Here is a 20,582-nt window from a genome sequence, read left to right on the forward strand (position 1 = left end):
GGGCTCCGATCGAAGGTTCCGAAGTAAACGAGTACGGCCGTCACAGGCAAGTCGGCTACCGATTGTCGGAGCTTTGCGGCAAGCTGTGGGAATGATCCGACCACCGTTCGTGGCGCGCGTTGCCGCGGGACTCGCCGTCACCGCGATGGAAGAGGCAAAGAAGTTGCCCACCACCGCCGTCGCCCTGCCGATGACCGCCGTGAGCCAGATGCTGCAGACAAGCATGCGCGTGCAGCAGTCGATCACCTCGTTGGCCATCAAGGGCGATCAGGCATTTGCACTGATCAACTGGTCTTCCGAGGACGAACAGCCCGAGTGGGCGGTCTTCGACGAAGACGTCGACGCGCCTGCTGACCCGACGTCTTCCACCGGATCGACCACCGCTGACACCCCGACCAACGCCGGTCGCTTCGCGCTCTACTCGCTCGAGCCGACTGCCCCCATCGAGGAACCCGCACCCGTCGCCGAGTCCGAATCCACGGCAGCTACGACGGACGGACCTGCCGAAGAGCCCGAGATCGTCACCGAACTCGACTACCCCAACCTCACACTCGCACAGCTCCGTGCGCGCATCCGGACGCTCAGCATCGACGAGCTGACCGCAGTCCTGGACTACGAGAATGCGACGCTCGCCCGGGCACCGTTCCAGACCATGCTCACCAACCGCATCACCACAGCCAAGGCAAAGTGACTTCCGCAACGCCCCCCGCTTCATCGCAGCGATCGTCCGGCGCCAGCAGCGCTGAGCAGCCGTGGCCGGTCCGCACGGTTTCCGCCAAGGTCGCCGGCTGGATCGATCGGCTCGGCAGCATCTGGGTCGAAGGCCAGATCACCCAGATCAATGCACGCCCCGGCACCCGAACGGCCTTTCTCGTCCTGCGTGATCCGTCGGCAGACATGTCGCTGTCGATCACGTGCTCACCGCAGTTGTTGCACAACTCCCCGGTGCCGTTGACCGAGGGCTCGCGTGTCGTGATGTTCGGCAAGCTCTCGTTCTACACCGGACGCGGAACGGTGTCGTTGCGTGTCACCGAGATTCGCGCCGTGGGTATCGGTGAGCTGCTTGCCCGCATCGAGAGACTGCGCGCCTTGCTCGCCGCCGAGGGCTTGTTCGATCCGCGGCTCAAACGGCCGCTTCCGTTTCTGCCCGGCACGATCGGCCTGATCACGGGCCGAGCCAGTGCGGCCGAGAAGGATGTCGTCTCAGTTGCCCATCGTCGTTGGCCAGCAGTTGCCATCGCAGTGCGTAACACCGCGGTTCAGGGCCCGACTGCTGTTCCCCAGATCATCGAAGCGCTGAAGGAACTCGACGCCAACCCGGTAGTCGACGTCATCATCCTCGCTCGCGGCGGCGGTAGCGTCGAGGATCTCCTGCCGTTCTCCGACGAAGCGCTGTGCCGCGCCATCGTGGCCTGCACGACGCCCATCGTCAGTGCCATCGGACACGAGCCGGACAGCCCGCTCAGTGACCACGTCGCCGACCTGCGCGCAGCCACACCCACGGACGCGGCCAAGCGCGTCGTACCCGACGCGGTTGCGGAAGCTGCCCTGGTTGCGGATCTGCGTGACCGCAGCGCTGCGGCACTGCGCAGCTGGGTCAAGCGTGAGTCTCATCTGATCGAACAGTTGCGCACTCGACCGGTCATGGCATCGCCGCTGCTCGCGGTGGACCGTCGCGCCGAGGAGGTCGAAAGGCTCCAAGCCGACGGGCGACGCGATGTGACTCGGTTGATCGACACCGAGTCCCGAACGATCGAGCATCTGCGCGCCCGGCTCACCACGCTGGGCCCCGCCGCGACGCTGGCCCGCGGGTACGCAGTCGTGCAACGTGTTGTCGCCGATGGCGATCCGGAGGTTCTGCGCTCGGTCGAGGACGCGCCACCCGGAACCCAGATTCGAGTTCGACTTGCAGACGGCGCCGTTCGCGCCGCAGTGATGGGAAGAGAAAAATGAGCAACGCCACCGACACCGACATCAACGAACTCGGCTACGAAGCAGCCCGCGACGAACTGGTGAGCGTCGTGAAGATTCTCGAACAGGGCGGTCTGGACCTCGACGCGTCACTCTCACTGTGGGAGCGAGGCGAAGCGTTGGCCAAGCGCTGTGAAGAGCACTTGGCCGGCGCGAGGGCCCGCGTCGAAAAGGCTCTGGCCGAAGCGGACGAGTAGCGTCCGCTCCGACCGCAAATCCTATGGCGTGATCGGCTGCGCTGCGCCGACCTTCTCGGCAAGAATCCGGAACTCTTCCGGCGTCGCCGCGCCCGTGAGCAACAGGCGAACATCCCCGACGTCCGTGACCCAGATCGACTCGACACCTTCGCCGCCGAAGACGTTCCACGTATCGGCACCGACGGTCTCGACTCCGGTCGCGAATCGCTGTCCACCGGCAACATGTGACACCAACGGGAATTCCTCGGCGTTGCTCTGTGTCAGCTGGATGTAGCGACCACTGGTCGTGATGAATCCCACAGTGCTCGAATCTCCGCCGCCGTCGCCGGAGATGATCTTGCGACTGCCGGAGTTCGGAGTCCACCCGTCCGGAACACCGGGATTACGGATGGGAAATCCGAGTTCCTTCGCGTCGTAGTTCAGAGCTGCGTCCACGTCGACGCTCGGGATAGGCCCCTGTGTCGGGCCGCCAGGACTGAACGTGCACTGGCTGGCGATGCCCGCAATGATGATGCAGAACAGCACCAACGGTACGAGAGACCAGACCATGTCTTTGTTGTCTTCGAGAATGCGGGGTTTCTTCGATGCCACACCCCCAGTATCCAGGTACTGCGCAGTAGATACGATTCCCGGTCCCCCTCGAGCGAGACAAAACGTCGCAGCGGCGACCCGACAGCGCACGTAGCCGCTCCCATCTGGGACAATGACGCCTGAAGAAACCACTGCGTCGACACACCCCGTCGACCGCGACCGCGCCAGGAGGCACCGCACATGACGGCCAGCAGCACTCATCGTGAGACCCCGGACCGTAACCTCGCACTCGAATTGGTCCGAGTCACCGAAGCCGGTGCTATGGCTGCCGGCCGCTGGGTAGGCCGCGGCGACAAGGAAGGCGGCGACGGAGCAGCCGTCGACGCCATGCGTCAGCTCGTCTCCTCCGTCTCGATGCGCGGCATCGTCGTCATCGGTGAAGGCGAGAAGGACGAAGCGCCGATGCTGTTCAACGGCGAAGAGGTCGGAAACGGCGACGGCCCCGACTGTGACTTCGCCGTCGACCCGGTCGACGGCACCACCTTGATGTCCAAGGGCATGCCCAACGCGATCTCCGTTCTGGCTGTTGCCGAGCGCGGCGCGATGTTCGATCCGTCGGCCGTGTTCTACATGGAGAAGATCGCTGTCGGGCCGGATGCCGCAGATGTCATCGACATCAGCGCACCGATCGCCGAGAACATCAAGCGCGTAGCCAAGGTCAAGAAGGCGTCGGTCTCCGACATCACGATCTGCATCCTGGACCGCCCGCGTCACAACCAGCTGATCCAGGACGTTCGCGACACCGGCGCTCGTATCCGTCTGATCTCCGACGGTGACGTTGCCGGCGCGATCGCCGCAGCGCGTCCCGAGTCCGGCACCGACATGCTCGTGGGCATCGGCGGAACGCCAGAGGGCATTATCGCCGCAGCAGCCATGCGCTGCATGGGTGGATCGCTGCAGGGCAAGCTGGCCCCCACCGACGACGAAGAGCGTCAGAAGGCCATCGACGCCGGTCACGATCTCGATCGGATCCTGTCCACCGAAGATCTCGTCTCGGGCGAGAACGTCTTCTTCTGCGCCACCGGCGTCACCGACGGTGACCTCCTGCGCGGCGTCCGCTACTACGGCGGCGGCGCCAGCACGCAGTCCATCGTGATGCGTAGCAAGTCCGGCACCGTTCGCATGATCGACGCGTACCACCGTCTCGAGAAGCTGCGCGAGTACAGCTCCGTCGACTTCGACGGCGAAGAGGGCGCGGTTCCCCCGACGTTCTGATGGGCTCCGCCCCGTGAGTGGTTAGGGAGTCCCTGCACTCCTTAACCGCTCACGGGGGACGTAGTCCCCTACCTGCTCTCGAAAAGTGGCAATGTGGAGCCATGACGGAGAGCAACGATCAACAGTTCCGAATCGAACACGACACCATGGGCGAAGTTCGGGTGCCCATCGACGCACTGTGGCGAGCACAGACCCAGCGTGCAGTCGAGAACTTCCCGATCAGCGGGCGCCCGCTCGAGCGCACCCAGATCCGCGCAATGGGCCTGCTGAAAGCAGCGTGTGCGCAGGTCAACAAGGACCTCGGACTCCTCGACGCGGACAAGGCCGACGCAATCATCGCCGCCGCGAACGAGATCGCCGAAGGCAAGCACGACGATCAGTTCCCCATCGACGTCTTCCAGACCGGCTCGGGAACCAGTTCGAACATGAACGCCAACGAGGTCATCGCATCCATCGCGAAGGCCGCCGGTGTGGACGTACATCCCAATGATCACGTCAACATGTCGCAGTCCTCCAACGACACCTTCCCCACCGCCACGCATGTCGCAGCTACCGAAGCAGCGGTCACCGATCTTGTTCCGGCACTGGAACATCTGCATGCTGCGCTTGCCACGAAGGCGACCGAGTGGAAGACCGTCGTCAAATCCGGACGCACCCATCTGATGGACGCTGTGCCGGTCACGCTCGGTCAGGAGTTCGGCGGCTACGCACGTCAGATCGAGGCCGGCATCGAGCGCGTCAACGCAACACTCCCCCGCCTCGGCGAGCTGCCGGTCGGCGGAACAGCAGTCGGCACCGGTCTCAATGCTCCGGATGGATTCGGCCCCAAAGTTGTTGCCGAACTGGTCAAGTCGACCGGTGTCGACGCGCTGACTCCGGCGAAGAACAGCTTCGAAGCGCAGGCCGCGCGTGACGGACTGGTCGAGGCATCGGGCGCGCTGCGGACCATCGCCGTCTCACTGACGAAGATTGCCAACGACATTCGGTGGATGGGATCGGGTCCGCTGACCGGACTCGGCGAGATCGCACTCCCCGATCTGCAGCCGGGAAGCTCGATCATGCCCGGAAAGGTGAACCCGGTCCTGCCCGAGGCAACCACTCAGGTTGCGGCTCAGGTGATCGGAAACGACGCCGCCATCGCGTGGGGTGGCGCCGCCGGAGCTTTCGAACTCAACGTCTACATCCCGGTCATGGCCCGCAACCTGCTGGAGTCGTTCACCTTGCTGGCCAACGTCTCTCGACTGTTCGCCGACAAGTGCGTCAGCGGACTGGTCGCGCACGAGGAGCACCTCAAGACACTCGCCGAATCGTCGCCGTCGATCGTGACGCCCCTCAACTCGGCAATCGGTTACGAGGAAGCCGCAGCCGTCGCGAAGCAGGCACTCAAAGAGAAGAAGACGATCCGTCAGGTCGTCATCGAACGCGGACTCGTCCCGGACAAGCTGAGCGAGGAAGAACTCGACAAGCGTCTCGACGTTCTGGCGATGGCGAAGGTCAAGGACTGAACAAACAAAAGAGTGGCGGTTTCCACTTCGGAAACCGCCACACTTTTCCCTACACAGTAGTGGTTGCCCGCCACTCGTCGGTGCGATCGGGGCTCGCCTCGGCCAATGCTTTCAGCGTCGCTTCGCGATCGAAATCCTTGCCGTACACGGGAGTTCCCGGCTGCTGACGCCAGGAATCGTCGATCGTTCCCGCATCGACGGGATCGAAGCCCAACTGATTGATCAGATCGAAGACGACCTGCTTGTTCGCGTCGTCGTCGCCGGCGACGGGTAGCGCAATGCGCCCCTCTGCACCTTCGGGAAGCCCCTTCTCGAGGAGATGCTTCCACCAGATTCCGTTGAACGCCTTGAACACCGGTACACCCAGGTGTTCCTGCACCCATCCGCTTTCGGTCTGTCCGCCCTCGATGGCGGCGATCAGACCGTCACGCTGTTGCGGGTAGTAGTTGTTGGTCTCGATGACCGGGGCACCGGCGACCGCACCGCTGAGAATCCCCGCCGGTAGATCAACCACGTTCTTCTGCGGAATGCTCACGATGACCAGCTCGGCACCCTCGGCGGCCTCGGTGCTGCGGACTGCCTTCGCGCCCGTCTCCGCTTCCAGTTCTGCAAGCGTGTCCGGTGTCCGCGAGTTCGAGACGCGCACGTCGTGACCGAGCGCAGCGAGCCTACGTGTGAGCGTGCCACCGATCTGACCGGCTCCGATGATTCCGATGCGCATGACCCTGCTCCTTCGTCGTGTGCAGTGGCGATCGCGCCACCGCTGCATTCGTCAACGACGAGAACGCACCGGGTCATTCCGCACCGACCATTTCAACTCCCGTTGATTCAATCGGTTGACGGATCGAGCGCGAGCCTGATGCGGACACTGACCGGGTCGGTCTGCAATCCGCGAAAGGCAGAGGCCGTCAGCGCCGATCTGATCTTCCCCGACGCAAATGTCTTCACCCGCGCCGGCACGTCGTCGTCCGGCATGATCTGGGCCTGTCCGTCCACCCACTCGCCGCGGCGACGGATCCGAACCTTCGGCGTCGCAGAGATATTGGCACCCCACCCCGTGCCGGTGCCATGCTGCGCAATGACCCACGCCTCGTCACCGTCGTAGGTGATCGCAACGGGCACTCGGCGGGTCAGACCGGTTCGGCGTCCAACCGTCTCGATCTCGGTCATCAACGACGGCATCAAACCGATCCGATTCAATCCGGTGACCAGCGGATTGGCGAAATACTTCCCGACTGCGACTTCGATTCTTCGTTTTCGTGCAACTGACGTCGGTACCGGCATGTCGTTTCCTCTCCTCCGAAGCTGGTGCTCGAAGCAACAGCTCTATACCGCACGATATAACCACTGTTCGGGGAGTTTTGCCACCAAGAATCTCCGTCGATACCCACCACCTGCACACAACACTTGACTGTGTCTGCCGGTTACATCTAGTCTCAGATTCGTTCCTATACCGATCGACATACTGGGAGGCAGTGATGAACACACCTCGAGACGCCTCGTTGCCATGACCGGCCCGCAGACGCGTTGTCCGATCGCCGCAGCGCGTCGCAAGTGGGGAGTACCAAGAGAATCAGCGGCACCAGATGATTCGAACAGCACTGCGATTGCATACGATGGCGGGATGGCCGACTCCGATTCCCGCACTCTGATGCTGGTCGGCGCCATCAATGCCTTCCGTGAACACGGGATCGCGACGACCTCGCTCACCGAGATCGTCGAACGCTCGGGAACTCCCCGCGGGTCGGTGTACCACTACTTTCCCGAGGGCAAAGGACAGCTGGCCGGCGAAGCAGTTGCCTACTTCGGCCGGGGCGTCAGTGCCGCCATCAGTTCGATGATCGCTCAGTCTTCCCCACCGGAGATCATCGACGCGGTTGTCACGATATTTCGAAACAGCTTGGTAGAGAGCGATTTCTCCTCCTCCTGTCCGGTCGCAGCCGCGGCAGTGGAGGGCGCGTCGACGCCGGCGGCATTAACTGCTGCGGGCGAATCCTTCACCTCGTGGGAATCGCTTCTCACATCGTTCTTCTGGCAGCAGGGACAGCCGTCCGAGACTGCAGCACAATGGGCAACCGTCGTGATCGCGTCAATCGAAGGCGCGACGCTGATGGCAAAAGCTCAGCACACCACGGCGCCTCTCGATCGCATCGGCGCTCACCTCAAGGCTCTGGTCTCGGCCCCGAGCTGACCAACCCTCTTTCTTCCAACCGCTGCTGCCGTCCGCGCAGGAGCAGAGATGGCGTACAAACATGTCTCACACACTTGCACCGGCGCCCTCGGCGCCCATGATGACCAAGTCACGTCGATTCACTGCGCTGATCTTCATCTGCCTCGCCGAACTCCTTGTCGTGCTGGACAACACAGTGGTCAACGTCGCACTGCCGACGATGAGCGTCGACTTGTTCGCCAGCGTCAGCGACCTGCAATGGATCGTCGACGCGTACACGTTGACCTTCGCCGGGTTCCTACTCACTTTCGGCCACCTGGGTGACCGCTTCGGACGCCGCCGAGTGATGATCATCGGCTTGATCGGCGTCGGTGCGATGTCGCTCGTCGGCGCTTTGGCTTCCAACCTCGAACAGGTGATCATGGCGCGAGCCGCCATGGGTGTCTTTGCCGCAGCTGTCTTTCCGGCTACGTTGGCCATGATCACCAACATCTTCACCGACGCCAGAGAACGAGCCATCGCCATCGCGGCCTGGACCGCAATGGCCGGCTTCGCGATTGCCATCGGCCCGACTGCGGGCGGCTGGCTTCTCGAGCACTTCTCCTGGCACTCGGTGTTCTGGATGAACGTTCCGGCAGCATTGTTGGTCATCGTGGGTGTGCTGCTGGTTGTTCCGGAATCGAAGGCGCTCCACGTCGGCCGAGTCGATTTCGTCGGAACAATCTTGTCGCTACTGGGCATCGTCATTCTGGTGTGGACCATCATCGACGCACCACATCGCGGATGGGTGTCGACATTCAGCATAACGGGATACCTCTCTGCGACAGTGTTTTTGGCCGCATTCGTCGCATGGGAACTGCGCACCGACGCGCCGATCCTGAACATGAATCTCTTCCGAATCCGGCGGTTTTCTTTCCCCGCCTTGGCTATTGCTGTCAGCTACTTCAGCATGTTCGGATTCTTGTTCCTGATCACGCAGTACTTCCAGGGCGTTCGGGAGTACTCGCCGCTCGAATTCGGCATCCACTCTTTGCCTTTCGCTGCAGCTGTCGCCGTGGGCGCCCCAGTCGCCACCTTGGCGGCACAGAAACTCGGCACGACTGCAGTGATGGTGTTCGGCCTCCTGGTACTCAGCGGCGGGATGTTCCTGGCGGGTCGGACGACCGTCGAGACGCCCTACCTCGGACCCGTCGTGATCTCGATGGTCCTCATGGGTCTGGGCCTCGCAATTGTCCAGGGACCGGCGACCGACTCCATCATGTCCTCGGTGCCCCTCGACGAAGCGGGCGCAGGTTCGGCAGTCAACGACACGACGCGTGAGCTCGGCGGGACCCTGGGCGTCGCCGTCATCGGTTCGATCGTCGCCTCGTACTACACGTCCAAGGTGGCTCCGATCGTCGACGCCATTCCCGACGCCGTGATGTCGGCGCAGGAGAAAGGCTTCGCTCGTGAGTCCGTGCTCAGCGTCATCGAGATCCGCTCCCGCGACATCAGTCCGCTCTTCGAGCAGCAGAAGGACAGTCTGATCTACACGATGAAGACCGCATGCCTGGAAGGTTTCGCCATCGCGTCGTACTTCACAGTCGGAGCAGCATTGATCACCGCTCTGCTGGTCGCGTTGTTGCTCCCTTGGAAGCCGGTCACGGAAGGCTCCATTCTCGGCAGTCTGACAACCAAGACCCCGAAGTAGCTACAAGGTTTCCCGATTTGTCCCAATATCAGCCCGCCGTTCCCCGATACTGGGTTGACCGAGTGGTACCGACGACAACCCTGCTAGGGAGAATCTCGTGTCCATCACCAGTAGAAACAGCTCGCGACTGTCGGCAGCGGCGGTTCCGGTAGTACTGACGGTCGCCCTGCTCGCCGGATGCTCGTCCGATTCAGACACCACCTCGGCGCCCGGGCCGGTCGTCAGCGACGCCAGCCCGGGTCTCGACGCCGGGGTGCCGATCCCGGACGGGCAAATCGACGACGCGGTCGGGAAGCTCGACGACCTCGCGAACGACCTCATGGCAAGTTCCGGTGTTCCCGGCATGGCGGTGGCCGTGGTGCACGGAGGTAAGACTGTGTACGCAAAGGGATTCGGGGTTCGCGAGTTGGGTAAGAGCGCCACCGTCGATGCCGACACCGTGTTCCAACTGGCATCGGTGTCGAAATCGGTCGGGGCCACGGTGGTCGCCCACGAAGTCGGAATCGGGACCGTCGACTGGGACACTCCGGTGATCTCGAAACTGCCGGGGTTTGCGCTTGCCGATCCGTGGGTGACCGACCACCTCACGATCTCCGATCTCTACACGCATCGGTCGGGGTTACCGGACCACGCCGGCGACGGGCTGGAGGACCTGGGCTACAACCGGGCTCAGGTACTCGAAAAACTTCGCCAACTACCGCTCAATCCATTCCGAATCACATACGAGTACACGAACTTCGGCGTCACAGCCGGTGCAGAGGCCGTTGCAGCCGCGGCGGGCACCGATTGGGAAACGCTGTCGCAGAACACGATCTACGGTCCGCTCGGTATGACGTCGACGTCTTCGCGGTTCGCCGATTACCAAGCCCGAGAAAATCGAACAGTCGGCCACATCCTCGAAGACGGAAAGTACAAGGTAGGGCCGGTTCGGGACGCCGACGCCCAATCCCCCGCCGGTGGAGTCAGCTCCTCGGTGAACGACATGGCCAAGTGGTTGGACATGGTGCTGTCGGGCGGTCGGTATCAGGGGCAGCAGGTCGTTCAGACGGAGGCGCTCGTGCCCGCAGTCAACCCGGAAATCGTCTCGCGCCATGCGCAGGAAATCGGGGAACGCTCCGGCTTCTACGGCTACGGGTTCAACGTTTCCGACAGCGCGGCAGGCCGTGTGACCGCCAGCCACTCCGGCGCCTTCCTGCTCGGTGCCGGGACCAATTTCGTGACGATTCCCTCCGCTGACGTCGGCATAGTCGTTCTGACCAACGGCACGCCCACCGGCGTCGCAGAGACTTTGACCGCCGAATTCGCCGATCTGGTGCAGTTCGGGAAGATCACCCGCGAGTGGCGCCCGCTGTACGAAGCGTCCTTTGCCTCACAGGCCGACCCTGAGGGCGAACTTGCCGGGAAGACGCCGCCGGCCTCCCCCGCTCCCGCGCCACCGACAGACCAATTGACCGGCGACTACGGCAATCCGTACTGGGGTCCCGCGCTCGTGACGCAGCAGAACGGTGCGCTGACCTTGACCATGGGTCCCGCGGCCGCGACGTACCCTCTGACCCACTGGGACGGAAACACCTTCACGTTCCCGCTCAGCGGCGAGAACGCACCGGCCGGGACGGTCTCGAAGGCCACCTTCGACGGAAACTCGCTAACCTTGGAGTACTTCGATCACGATCATCTCGGTACCTTCATCCGGGCAACACCGGCCGAACAATCAGCCAAGGACACCCCATGAGTAGTTCGACAGCCACGGTGAACGCAATGTTCGCGGCCCTCACCGATTTCGACGTGGACGCCGCAGCCGAATTGATGACAGACGACATCGTCTGGCAGAACGTCTCGCTCCCCACCCTGCGAGGCAAGAAGACCGTCGTGCGAGCGCTACGTCTGGTCACCAAGCCTTCACTGAAATTCGAGGCGGAGATGCACCACATCGTCGGCGACGAGTCCACGGTGCTCACCGAACGCACCGACATCCTCACCGTCGGACCGCTGCGCATCGAGTTCTGGGTATGCGGAACTTTCGAACTGCGCGACGGCAAGGTCTGCGTCTGGCGGGACTACTTCAGTCTGCGAGACGTCGCGTGGGGCGTGGTGACCGCGGTCGGCCGCGCAGTCGTCGGGACCGGGACACGAAGTAGGCTTGCTCCGGCCTGAAATCACCTGCCGAAAGCGAGCGAACCTGCCATGTCCGAAAACACCACGCCTGACTCCTTCGACGCCGGATTGGCTGTGCGCACCGAAGTCATGGGGGCCGATTTCGTCGACGCCGCCTTCGAGCGCACCCGGGGAACGGACAGCGAAGAACTGCAGAACTTCGTGACGGCCAACGTCTGGGGTTCGGTATGGACGCGTCCCGGACTCGATCGCCGCAGTCGCAGTCTGATCAATCTGGGGATGCTGATCGCGCTGCGCGCCGAGAACGAACTCAAAGGCCACGTACGTGGGGCATTGCGAAACGGATTGACGCGCACCGAGATCGTCGAAACCGTGATCCACGCGAGCGCGTATTGCGGCGCGCCGGCGGGGCTGGCGGCGATGCGTGTCGTGCAGGAAGTTCTCGACAACGAACTGGGACCGCTGCAAAACTGAACAACTTCAAACCCAGGCATCTCCCCGTGCAGACCGAAGTCCGCACGGGGAGATCACTTCTCAGGAAGTGGGGCCGAACTCCTCGAGCATGTCGGTCACCAACTCGGCGATCGGCGAACGCTCACTGCGCGTGAGTGTGATGTGCGCAAAAAGCGGGTGCCCCTTGAGCTTTTCGATGACGGCCGCAACTCCGTCGTGCCTGCCCACTCGCAGGTTGTCACGCTGCGCGACGTCGTGCGTGAGGACCACTCGCGAGCCGGTTCCCAGACGAGAAAGCACTGTCAGCAGAACATTTCGTTCGAGCGACTGCGCTTCGTCGACGATCACGAACGAATCGTGCAGCGACCGACCGCGAATATGCGTCAGCGGCAACACTTCCAGCATTCCGCGGGCGAGAACCTCCTCGAGAACCTCTGGCGAGGCCAACCCGTCGAGAGTGTCGAAAACGGCCTGAGCCCACGGGCCCATCTTCTCGCTCTCACTACCGGGAAGGTAGCCGAGTTCTTGTCCGCCAACGGCATACAACGGACGGAAGACGACAACCTTGCGCTGAGTGCGGCGCTCGAGAACCGCTTCAAGACCTGCCGTCAGAGCCAAGGCCGACTTACCGGTGCCCGCCTTACCACCGAGAGAGATGATGCCGATGCTCTCGTCCATGAGGAGATCGAGCGCAATGCGCTGCTCGGCGGAGCGGCCGTGCAACCCGAACGCCTCGCGCTCACCGCGCACCAACTGGATGCGCTTGTCGGGAGTCACCCGACCGAGGGCGCTCGACGAACCACCGAGCAGGCGAAGACCCGTGTGACACGGCAGATCTCGCGCTTCGTCGAGGTCCAGGAAACCCTCGTTGAACAGCTCGTCGATGTCCGTCGAGGCGACGTCCAGCTCAGTCATGCCCGTCCATCCGGAGGGCACGACGTCGTGAGCGTGGTACTCGTCGGCAGGTAGTCCCACCGCGCCTGCCTTCACACGAAGCGGAATGTCCTTGCTGACGAGGACTACATCCTTGCCCTCCGCAGCAAGATTCAGCGCACACGCCAGAATCCTCGAATCGTTACTGTCCGTGCGGAATCCGACGGGCAGGACCGCAGGGTCGGTGTGATTGAGTTCGACCTGCAGTGTCCCGTTCTCGGTGCCGATCGGCACCGGACGGTCGAGGCGGCTGTATTCGATCCGTAGATCGTCGAGCATGCGGAGCGATTCTCGGGCGAACCATCCCAGTTCGTGGTGGTGCCGTTTGCCTTCGAGTTCACTGATCACGACCAGTGGGAGTACCACGTGGTGTTCGGCGAATCGAGTGACAGCCCATGGATCGGACAGTAGTACCGAGGTATCCAAGACGTACGTGCGAAGTGCATCTCCCGAATGATTCCCGGCTGATAGATCAGCCCGGGCCGAGTGGGCAGAGACGGAGCGTGATGCAGTCACGTTGGGCTCCTAGGTCTGCGCGGCACCCGCGCAAACTCAGCTCGCTGGGCCGGACGGCTCTGGTGTCAGGTGACGCTGTGTCAGCTGAAACAAGGGCCGGGCGCCGGCCCTCTCGTACTGAGTGTTTCAGTCACGATCAGAACCTCCCGCACAAGTAACTTCTGGTTACTCGTTACTGCCGACGGTACTGCGGATCGGACACTCGCGCCACGGAACGAGCCGCACATCTGGTGAACGCCAGGTAACAAAATGCCACTCGTGTGATTCGGCGTCACTCAGGACTCGATCAGACCCCACTTGGCGGCGCGCACCGCTGCCTGAACCCGCGAATTGGTTCCGGTCTTGACGAAGATGTTCTCGAGATGGGTGGCGACGGTGCGACGGCTGACGAACAACTCCTCGGCGATCTCGACATTGCCCGCGCCCCTGGCCACCAATTGCAGTACCTTGAATCTCCCGTGGGCTCAGATGGACACGATCGAGCGCCACCTGGTCCCCCACGACGCGCGAGCAGGCTGCGCTGGACGCCGCCACCACCTCCCGTACGCGATCGACGACGCCGGAATCCGCTAAGCTCATGTGCAGCAATCCGGTCACCTCACGGCCGGAGAACCCCAATGCGACCGAGGCACCCTCGGCGTACCCGGACGGCCGCAGAACATCGGTGACCATCTCGACCTGCTCGAATCGTGGCACGTCCTGCCAGAACACGGGCACGCCCGAAGCCTCGCGAATGATGCCGAAGAGATTGCGATCGGCGACGAAGTCGTCGAGCAGGAACTCGAGCACCCTGTCGTCGTATCCGGAACTCGCCAGAGCCCGATGCCTTCCGCTCGACGGGTCTCGGTACGTGACAGCCGCAGCCGAGTACGCGAGTCCACGTGCGCGGAGTTCTTCGGCGCACAGGCCGAGAATGCCGTACGCCCCGGCCGCCGGCGATCGCGGCGCGAACATGTCAGGTCCAGCGCCGCGATCAGGCAGTACAGACGTCATCACACCAATCTAACCAATCGTGTGAGCTAGGCCACGACCAGTGAATCGGCCGGCTTCTTGTCCGCCCACGGACGTGCCGCTTCGAAGTTCGCGGCAGTCCGCAGAACCAGTGCGTCCTGGCGGTGGCGTGCGGCGATCTGCAGCCCCACCGGTCGACCGTCGGCGGTGAATCCGGCGGGCACGGTGATCGCGGGGTTGTTGAGCATGTTGTACGGGTAGGTGAAGAGCCAATCGAGCAACTGCTCACGCAACGACGCACCTTCGAGCCATGACGGCGCGAACTGACCGAGCGGGAACGTGGCCGAAGCCAAGGTCGGCGAGACCAACACGTCGTAGTCGTTCATGAACGTGGTCCACGTGTCCCACATGACGCCGCGGAATGCGTCGGCCCGCCCGACGTCGACACCGGTGAGCCGCTCGGCCTCGTGCATGATCTCGATCAGGTTGTCGTCGACCTCGCCGCGCTGGTTCTCCCAGTCGAGCAAGTCGTATTCGGAAGCGAAACCGGGAACCCAGATGCCGTTCCACATCGACTCCGACGGATTTCCCCACTGCGGGGTCGCCTCGGTGATCCGGGCACCCAATTCCTCGAATGCCGACAGCGCGTCGAGACACACCGCCAGCACCTCCGGATCAACATGGCCGAGACCGAGATTCGTCGACCACGCCACGCGAAGGCCCTTCACGTCGCCCTTCGAGGCTTCGACGTACGAGGTCTCGGCACGCTCGATCGAGAGCGGGTCCGCATTGTCCGGCCCGGCCATGATGTCGAGCATCAGCGCGTTGTCGGCAACAGTCCGGGTGATCGGACCGTGATACGCCCAGTTGTAGAAACGCCCGGCCAGGATGGTCTGCGGGATGACGCCGGTGGTCGGCTTCAACCCGACGACCCCGCAGAGCGCCGACGGGATACGCACCGATCCCGCGCCGTCACTGCCCTCGGCGAGTGGCCCGAGGCCTGCAGCCACGGCAGCCGACGCACCGCCACTGGACCCGCCCGCGCTGTTGCCGAGCTTCCACGGGTTGTGCGTCGGCCCGTACAGGTGGTTGTCCGTGCCACCGTAGTAACCACTTTCGGGAGTGTTCGTCTTTCCCAGGAACAGTCCGCCGGCGCCTCGCAGCCTGTCCACGACGACGGCATTTCCCGTCGCGATGTTGTCGGCCATCGGCTTCATCCCGAACGTGGTCGGCAGCCCGTCGACTGCCGTCAGATCTTTGATCGTGAACGGAACGCCGTGCAGCGGGCCGAGTTTCTCGCCCGCTTCCTGTTGCCGTGAGAGTTCGGCCGCATCGCGCGTCACCTGCTCGCGATCGAACTGGACTATCGCGTTGATCGACGGATTGACGGCGTCGACGCGCTGGATCATCGCTTCGGCAATCTCGTTGGGCGAGAGACTGTTCGACGCGACCGACGCCGCCATCTCGGTAGCGGAGAGCCAATGCAGATTCTGTTCGGTCATGGGGTTTCCTTCGCCGGAGGGGTGATGCTCTCAGGCTAGGAAGCACCGAACTCGGCCACCATCGGTCATGTGACCGATGCCACAATCCGCGACTGGAAAAAAACCAGCGGCCCGGCCCCTCGAAAGGGACCGGGCCGTCGGTGAAGGAATACCTAGACGTTCTTGCTGAGCAGGCCCCAGTTCTCGAGACCGTCGTACAGCGGAAGGTCGAGGGCGAGCTTGGCGACGCGCGCACGCAGCACCGGCAGATCCGCGTTGCCGGCCAGAGCGGTACCGATGATGTCGGCGACCTCGGTGAACTCGGCATCACCGAATCCGCGAGTGGCCAACGCTGCGGTACCGATACGCAGACCGGAGGTGGTCATCGGCGGGCGGGGATCGAACGGAACAGCGTTGCGGTTGACCGTGATGCCGATTTCGTGCAGAAGGTCCTCACCCTGCTGGCCGTCGAGCTGCGAGTTACGCAGGTCCACGAGCACGAGGTGGACGTCAGTGCCGCCGGTCAGGACGCTGATGCCCTGGTCTGCGACGTCCTTGTTGCCCAGACGCTCGGCAAGGATGCGCGCACCGGAAAGGGTGCGTGCCTGACGATCCTTGAACTCTTCACCGGCAGCGATCTTGAAGGTGACTGCCTTGGCCGCGATGGCGTGCATGAGCGGTCCACCCTGCTGACCGGGGAAGACAGCGGAGTTGAGCTTCTTGGCCCACTCTTTCTTCGCCAGGATCAGGCCCGAACGCGGACCACCGAGGGTCTTGTGGACGGTCGAGGAGACGACGTCTGCGTACGGGACGGGCGACGGGTGCAGGCCTGCGGCAACCAGTCCGGCGAAGTGAGCCATGTCCACCCACAGGTACGCGCCGACCTCGTCGGCGATCGCACGGAACGCCGCGAAGTCCTGCTGACGCGGGTATGCGGACCAACCGGCAACGATGACCTTCGGCTTCTCGGCGAGGGCGATCGAGCGCACCTCGTCCATGTCGATGCGGTGATCTTCCTTGCTGACGCCGTAGGACGCGACGTCGTACAACTTGCCGGAGAAGTTGAGCTTCATGCCGTGCGTGAGGTGACCGCCGTGTGCAAGGTCGAGGCCGAGCAGCTTCTCACCCGGGTTCATCAGTGCCATCAGAACAGCAGCGTTGGCCTGTGCGCCCGAGTGCGGCTGAACGTTCGCGAACTCTGCACCGAAGAGTTCCTTCGCACGGTTGCGCGCCAGATCCTCGATGACGTCGACGTGCTCGCAACCGCCGTAGTAACGACGTCCCGGGTAGCCCTCGGCGTACTTGTTGGTCAGGACGCTGCCCTGAGCCTGCAGAACCGAGCGGGGAACGAAGTTCTCCGACGCGATCATCTCGAGCGTGTCGCGCTGACGAGCCAATTCACCAGCCATCGCCTCGGCGACTTCGGGGTCGAGTTCGGCGAGTGATGCAGAGTTGACGTCGGAGCCGGGCACAGCGGTCATCGAGGAATCTCCAAGCTGGATGCGGAAACGAATGCGTCCAGTCTACGAAGTTCGCTCCCGCCGTCTCCACCCGGCACTAGGCAGCACGCAGAGAGCTGGGGACCAGCGGCTCGTCGAGCAGCCTGCGGAAGCGTTCGGTGCGCTCCGCGCCCACCGGCACCTCGTCCAGCCAGCCCCCGAGCAGCCGATATCCCTCGACATACGTGCTGGTGTATGCCCGCCACAGCGGCGAAGACAGGAACTTGAGCGATTGGCGAGCGCGTTCCGGCGTCGACAGCGACCACCGTTCGAGGAACAGCGCCACGTCGTCGAGGCTGCGCCCCTCGTCGTGCAACATCAGCGCCGCATCCTGCCGGACACTCAGCAGTTGCCCCGACGCGGCGGAGAGCCGTTGCGCCTTTTCCCCGTCGAAAGACAAGCCGAGGTCGGCGTAGATGTCCTGCGCCCACACACCCCAGTCCGGGCCGACAATCGCTTCCAGCGCCAAATCCGCGAGGCCTTCGGCCATGATGCACTGCGGCGTGTTGACCAGGAACAGTGTCTGCTCGAGCTGGCCCGAACCGACCAGACCGGCTTCCTTACGGCAATGCTCAGTGTGATGGCCGGGGTAGGACTCGTGCGCGATCAGCCGCGGCAGGTTGGCCATGAACTGCGGCAGATCCGAATTGATCGCAACCTTGGAGCGGTAGTCACCGAGGTAGTAGTTGAAGCCGGACCACGGCTTGTCCCCCACCACTTCGTATTCGACGGTTTCCGACGCGGGAAGCCCGAACGTGCCGCGGACCAGATCGCGCAGCGCACTCGACATTGCCTCGACGCATTCGTTCAGTTTCGCCGCGGGGATCTCGTCGGCCTTGCGATGGGCCTGCACCCGCTCGGCCAACGGTCCCGGACCGGGCAGAACTTCACCCATCAACCGGTGAGCGTCGCTGTAGGCGTCCTCGTTTCCCTTCTCGATTCGGACGTCGAAGTACGCCTCGACCTCGTCCACGAAGCCGATGTCCTCACCCGCGAACTTGCGCCCGGAGCATTCCAGAGCGCGAAGGTGTACGTCGACGAAGTGGGAGCGTTCGGCATTCAGACCACTTCCGGCCAACTCGCCCCGCAATTCACGTGCCGTGCGGGCAAGTTCACGCGGATCGGGCTTCGGGGCGCTCTCGATCTGCTTACGCAGCGCCGGGTCACCGGTGAACGCGTCGACGAACCCGTCTTCGAGACGGTCGAAACCCAGTCCGAGCAGCAGGTATTGGCGAACAAGTGTGTCTGGATCCATAACGACCGAGCCTAGTCGCTCGCTCCGGAATGCCACCCGGCGAAAGTCCCGGACGTGGCACCGAGCACAATCCGACTATGCACTCGGATCGTGCGCACACGCGCCTGGCTTGCTCGCATAGCTGTTTCGTCCGCCGGGCCCCGGGTTCACTACATGCCGGTGAGCTGGGCTGATGGCGCGCACCAACGAATCGAGTCCCTACGTCGAGTTCGACCGCAAGCAGTGGCGAACACTGCGTAAGTCGACGCCACTGGTGTTGACCGAGGACGAGTTGTACGGCCTGCGTGGTCTCGGCGAGCAGATCGATCTCGAAGAAGTTGCCGAGGTTTATCTCCCCCTCGCACGTCTGATCCACCTGCAGGTGGCGGCGCGCCAACGGCTGTTCGCGGCCACCGCGACCTTCCTCGGTGAGAAGCATCCCGACCGTCAGGTGCCCTTCGTCATCGGTGTCGCCGGTTCGGTCGCGGTCGGAAAATCCACGACTGCTCGTGTGCTGCAAGCTCTCCTGGCCCGCTGGGATCACCATCCGCGCGTCGACCTCGTCACCACGGACGGATTCCTCTATCCGACCAGGGAACTCCAGCGTCGGGGCATCATGCACCGCAAGGGTTTTCCCGAAAGCTACGATCGCCGCAAGCTGTTGCGCTTCGTCACCGAAGTCAAGTCCGGGGCGGAAGAGGTAGCGGCGCCGGTCTATTCGCACACGTCGTACGACATCATCCCGGGCCAGTACCACCTGATCCGCCAGCCCGACATCCTCATCATCGAGGGCCTCAACGTCCTGCAGACCGGCCCGCGTCTGATGGTCTCCGATCTGTTCGACTTCTCGATCTACGTCGACGCCCGCATCGAGGACATCGAAGCCTGGTACATCCAGCGGTTCCTCGCGCTACGCAACACGTCGTTCGCCGATCCGAACGCTCACTTTCACCACTACTCCGGCCTCTCCGACCGTGACGCGACCATCGCGGCGAAGGAGATCTGGAACTCGATCAACCACCCGAACCTGGTGGAGAACATTCTCCCCACCCGCCCCCGCGCAACCCTGGTGCTGCGCAAGGACGCCGATCACACGATCAACCGGCTGCGACTGCGCAAGCTCTGAGACGGCTCAGGCGCCGAACCGGCGGTGTCGCGCCGCGTAATCACGCAAGGCTCGAAGAAAGTCGACTCGACGGAACTCGGGCCAGTACGCCTCGGTGAACCAGATCTCCGAATAGGCGCTCTGCCACAACAGGAATCCGGAGAGCCGCTGCTCGCCGGAGGTGCGGATCACCAGATCCGGATCGGGCTGTCCCGACGTGTACAGATGCCCGTCGATGCCGTCGACCGTGACGGCCTGGATCAGTTCGTCGCCGCTCAGACCCGCACCGATCTTGTCGCGCAGGAGCGATTGGACGGCGTCGGCGATCTCCTGACGCCCGCCGTATCCGATCGCGACGTTGACATGTGTCCCGGTTCGGCCGCTCGTCCCCGCCGCCGCTTCCCGCAAGCGCCTGGACTGCTCGGGAGGCAGAAGATCGAGAGCACCGACGATCTGCACACTCCAGTTCTTGCCGGGCCCGGAGATCTCTTCGACGACGTCGGTGATGATTTCGAGGAGGGTGTCGAGCTCTTCCGGCTCGCGGCGCAGGTTCTCGGTCGAGAGCAGGTAGATGGTTGCCATCTCGATTCCGGCGGCGTCGCACCACTCGAGCAATTCGGCAATTTTGAGCGCGCCCATGCGGTGCCCGTGACTGACATCGGTGAAGCCGTTCTCGCGAGCCCATCGCCGATTTCCGTCACACATCACGGCTACGTGCCGTGGGTGCGCGAGACCGTCGAGATGACTGAGGAGTCGTCGCTCGTAGATGCTGTACAGCAGTCCGCGCAGATTCACCGTGACATCACCATGGTGTCAAAGACTACGCCCGGCAGTGACAGCCACATGCGAGCGCCGTCACGCTTTTTGTACGCGTCGAAAACCCGCAGGTAGGTTATGCTACTGATGCGTAACCTACGGTACCGTAGGTTACGCGGTTCGCAACGGTACGGAACGAG

Annotated in this window: 20 protein-coding genes; 11 read left to right on the forward strand and 9 right to left on the reverse strand. The window is 63.3% G+C overall.

The genetic code is table 11. The features are described 5' to 3' along the window. Positions 1-91: 91 nt before the first annotated feature. From BH682_RS20535 to BH682_RS20545, 3 genes are read left to right on the forward strand one after another with little or no spacing between them, the layout of a single operon-like run. Positions 92-691 (forward strand): lipid droplet-associated protein, encoded by a 600-nt coding sequence (locus BH682_RS20535; RefSeq protein WP_134932325.1) that lies wholly within the window; start codon positions 92-94, stop codon positions 689-691. Next, positions 688-1,953 (forward strand): exodeoxyribonuclease VII large subunit, encoded by a 1,266-nt coding sequence (gene xseA / locus BH682_RS20540; protein ID WP_075833940.1) that lies wholly within the window; start codon positions 688-690, stop codon positions 1,951-1,953. The genes BH682_RS20535 and xseA overlap by 4 nt, the downstream gene beginning before the upstream one ends. Beyond that, positions 1,950-2,168: an exodeoxyribonuclease VII small subunit gene (locus BH682_RS20545; RefSeq protein WP_003945276.1), complete on the forward strand. Its 219-nt coding sequence runs from the start codon at positions 1,950-1,952 to the stop codon at positions 2,166-2,168. Before xseA ends, BH682_RS20545 begins: the two co-directional genes overlap by 4 nt. Positions 2,169-2,189: 21 nt before the next feature. Here the strand turns inward: BH682_RS20545 and BH682_RS20550 are convergent, their stop codons facing one another. Beyond that, positions 2,190-2,759 carry a DUF4245 domain-containing protein gene (locus BH682_RS20550; protein ID WP_003945206.1) on the reverse strand — a complete coding sequence of 190 codons (570 nt, stop codon included), beginning with the start codon at positions 2,757-2,759 and terminating at the stop codon, positions 2,190-2,192. Between the two features lie 180 nt (positions 2,760-2,939). Here BH682_RS20550 and glpX point away from each other — a divergent pair, with 180 nt between their 5' ends. After that, positions 2,940-3,974 carry a class II fructose-bisphosphatase gene (glpX, locus tag BH682_RS20555; RefSeq protein ID WP_003945202.1) on the forward strand — a complete coding sequence of 345 codons (1,035 nt, stop codon included), beginning with the start codon at positions 2,940-2,942 and terminating at the stop codon, positions 3,972-3,974. A gap of 101 nt (positions 3,975-4,075) precedes the next feature. Beyond that, complete coding sequence (locus tag BH682_RS20560; protein WP_075833942.1) at positions 4,076-5,479, forward strand: class II fumarate hydratase; 1,404 nt, start codon at positions 4,076-4,078, stop codon at positions 5,477-5,479. Positions 5,480-5,528: 49 nt separating this feature from the next. Here BH682_RS20560 and BH682_RS20565 read toward each other — a convergent pair whose 3' ends face one another. Together BH682_RS20565 and BH682_RS20570 are read right to left on the reverse strand one after the other, a co-directional pair. Beyond that, positions 5,529-6,248 carry an NADPH-dependent F420 reductase gene (locus tag BH682_RS20565; RefSeq protein ID WP_075833944.1) on the reverse strand — a complete coding sequence of 240 codons (720 nt, stop codon included), beginning with the start codon at positions 6,246-6,248 and terminating at the stop codon, positions 5,529-5,531. A gap of 59 nt (positions 6,249-6,307) precedes the next feature. Further along, entirely contained in the window at positions 6,308-6,763 is a 456-nt protein-coding gene (locus BH682_RS20570; RefSeq protein WP_064112899.1) for a nitroreductase family deazaflavin-dependent oxidoreductase, read from the reverse strand. A 340-nt stretch (positions 6,764-7,103) separates the two neighbouring features. On the opposite strand from BH682_RS20570, the gene BH682_RS20575 reads away from it, so the two are divergent. From BH682_RS20575 to BH682_RS20595, 5 genes are all read left to right on the forward strand, one after another. Next, positions 7,104-7,670 (forward strand): TetR/AcrR family transcriptional regulator, encoded by a 567-nt coding sequence (locus tag BH682_RS20575; protein ID WP_075833946.1) that lies wholly within the window; start codon positions 7,104-7,106, stop codon positions 7,668-7,670. A gap of 97 nt (positions 7,671-7,767) precedes the next feature. Next, positions 7,768-9,339 (forward strand): MFS transporter, encoded by a 1,572-nt coding sequence (locus tag BH682_RS20580; protein WP_075833949.1) that lies wholly within the window; start codon positions 7,768-7,770, stop codon positions 9,337-9,339. A 97-nt stretch (positions 9,340-9,436) separates the two neighbouring features. Continuing rightward, complete coding sequence (locus BH682_RS20585; protein WP_075833951.1) at positions 9,437-11,071, forward strand: serine hydrolase; 1,635 nt, start codon at positions 9,437-9,439, stop codon at positions 11,069-11,071. Next, on the forward strand, positions 11,068-11,493 hold the full coding sequence (locus BH682_RS20590) for a limonene-1,2-epoxide hydrolase family protein (RefSeq protein ID WP_007726363.1): 426 nt from the start codon (positions 11,068-11,070) through the stop codon (positions 11,491-11,493). Before BH682_RS20585 ends, BH682_RS20590 begins: the two co-directional genes overlap by 4 nt. Positions 11,494-11,523: 30 nt before the next feature. Further along, entirely contained in the window at positions 11,524-11,928 is a 405-nt protein-coding gene (locus tag BH682_RS20595; protein WP_003945227.1) for a carboxymuconolactone decarboxylase family protein, read from the forward strand. A gap of 60 nt (positions 11,929-11,988) precedes the next feature. Here BH682_RS20595 and BH682_RS20600 read toward each other — a convergent pair whose 3' ends face one another. The 5 genes from BH682_RS20600 to BH682_RS20620 all read right to left on the reverse strand — a co-directional run bounded on the left by BH682_RS20600 (position 11,989) and on the right by BH682_RS20620 (position 18,542). Beyond that, positions 11,989-13,356 carry a PhoH family protein gene (locus BH682_RS20600; protein ID WP_003945274.1) on the reverse strand — a complete coding sequence of 456 codons (1,368 nt, stop codon included), beginning with the start codon at positions 13,354-13,356 and terminating at the stop codon, positions 11,989-11,991. A 165-nt stretch (positions 13,357-13,521) separates the two neighbouring features. Continuing rightward, positions 13,522-14,349, reverse strand: a complete 828-nt coding sequence (locus BH682_RS37210; protein ID WP_442971963.1) for a helix-turn-helix transcriptional regulator — start codon at positions 14,347-14,349, stop codon at positions 13,522-13,524. A gap of 26 nt (positions 14,350-14,375) precedes the next feature. Next, positions 14,376-15,809, reverse strand: coding sequence for an amidase (locus tag BH682_RS20610; RefSeq protein WP_075833953.1), 1,434 nt, complete (start codon positions 15,807-15,809; stop codon positions 14,376-14,378). A 152-nt stretch (positions 15,810-15,961) separates the two neighbouring features. Next, entirely contained in the window at positions 15,962-17,269 is a 1,308-nt protein-coding gene (glyA, locus tag BH682_RS20615; RefSeq protein ID WP_058037246.1) for a serine hydroxymethyltransferase, read from the reverse strand. 76 nt (positions 17,270-17,345) lie between these two features. Then, the gene (locus tag BH682_RS20620) at positions 17,346-18,542 is read right to left on the reverse strand and encodes a DUF885 domain-containing protein (protein WP_075833955.1); all 1,197 of its coding nucleotides are present in this window, start codon (positions 18,540-18,542) and stop codon (positions 17,346-17,348) included. A 172-nt stretch (positions 18,543-18,714) separates the two neighbouring features. Between BH682_RS20620 and coaA the strand changes: the two genes are divergently transcribed. Next, positions 18,715-19,647, forward strand: coding sequence for a type I pantothenate kinase (gene coaA / locus BH682_RS20625; RefSeq protein ID WP_003945270.1), 933 nt, complete (start codon positions 18,715-18,717; stop codon positions 19,645-19,647). A 6-nt stretch (positions 19,648-19,653) separates the two neighbouring features. Here the strand turns inward: coaA and BH682_RS20630 are convergent, their stop codons facing one another. Next, positions 19,654-20,421 (reverse strand): isoprenyl transferase, encoded by a 768-nt coding sequence (locus BH682_RS20630; RefSeq protein ID WP_003945211.1) that lies wholly within the window; start codon positions 20,419-20,421, stop codon positions 19,654-19,656. Between the last annotated feature and the right edge of the window lie 161 nt (positions 20,422-20,582).

This window comes from Rhodococcus sp. YL-1, assembly GCF_001942025.1.
Taxonomy (GTDB): Bacteria; Actinomycetota; Actinomycetes; order Mycobacteriales; family Mycobacteriaceae; genus Rhodococcus_F; species Rhodococcus_F qingshengii.

Excerpts from the sequence above, each read along its gene's own strand:
- glyA (WP_058037246.1), bottom strand. The coding sequence starts at position 17,269 with ATGACCGCTGTGCCCGGCTCCGACGTCAACTCTGCATCACTCGCCGAA.
- BH682_RS20590 (WP_007726363.1), top strand. The coding sequence starts at position 11,068 with ATGAGTAGTTCGACAGCCACGGTGAACGCAATGTTCGCGGCCCTCACC.
- BH682_RS37210 (WP_442971963.1), bottom strand. The coding sequence starts at position 14,349 with ATGACGTCTGTACTGCCTGATCGCGGCGCTGGACCTGACATGTTCGCG.
- BH682_RS20545 (WP_003945276.1), top strand. The coding sequence starts at position 1,950 with ATGAGCAACGCCACCGACACCGACATCAACGAACTCGGCTACGAAGCA.
- BH682_RS20565 (WP_075833944.1), bottom strand. The coding sequence starts at position 6,248 with ATGCAGCGGTGGCGCGATCGCCACTGCACACGACGAAGGAGCAGGGTC.
- BH682_RS20575 (WP_075833946.1), top strand. The coding sequence starts at position 7,104 with ATGGCCGACTCCGATTCCCGCACTCTGATGCTGGTCGGCGCCATCAAT.
- BH682_RS20595 (WP_003945227.1), top strand. The coding sequence starts at position 11,524 with ATGTCCGAAAACACCACGCCTGACTCCTTCGACGCCGGATTGGCTGTG.
- BH682_RS20560 (WP_075833942.1), top strand. The coding sequence starts at position 4,076 with ATGACGGAGAGCAACGATCAACAGTTCCGAATCGAACACGACACCATG.
- BH682_RS20535 (WP_134932325.1), top strand. The coding sequence starts at position 92 with ATGATCCGACCACCGTTCGTGGCGCGCGTTGCCGCGGGACTCGCCGTC.
- BH682_RS20610 (WP_075833953.1), bottom strand. The coding sequence starts at position 15,809 with ATGACCGAACAGAATCTGCATTGGCTCTCCGCTACCGAGATGGCGGCG.
- BH682_RS20580 (WP_075833949.1), top strand. The coding sequence starts at position 7,768 with ATGATGACCAAGTCACGTCGATTCACTGCGCTGATCTTCATCTGCCTC.
- glpX (WP_003945202.1), top strand. The coding sequence starts at position 2,940 with ATGACGGCCAGCAGCACTCATCGTGAGACCCCGGACCGTAACCTCGCA.
- BH682_RS20620 (WP_075833955.1), bottom strand. The coding sequence starts at position 18,542 with ATGGATCCAGACACACTTGTTCGCCAATACCTGCTGCTCGGACTGGGT.
- BH682_RS20570 (WP_064112899.1), bottom strand. The coding sequence starts at position 6,763 with ATGCCGGTACCGACGTCAGTTGCACGAAAACGAAGAATCGAAGTCGCA.
- coaA (WP_003945270.1), top strand. The coding sequence starts at position 18,715 with ATGGCGCGCACCAACGAATCGAGTCCCTACGTCGAGTTCGACCGCAAG.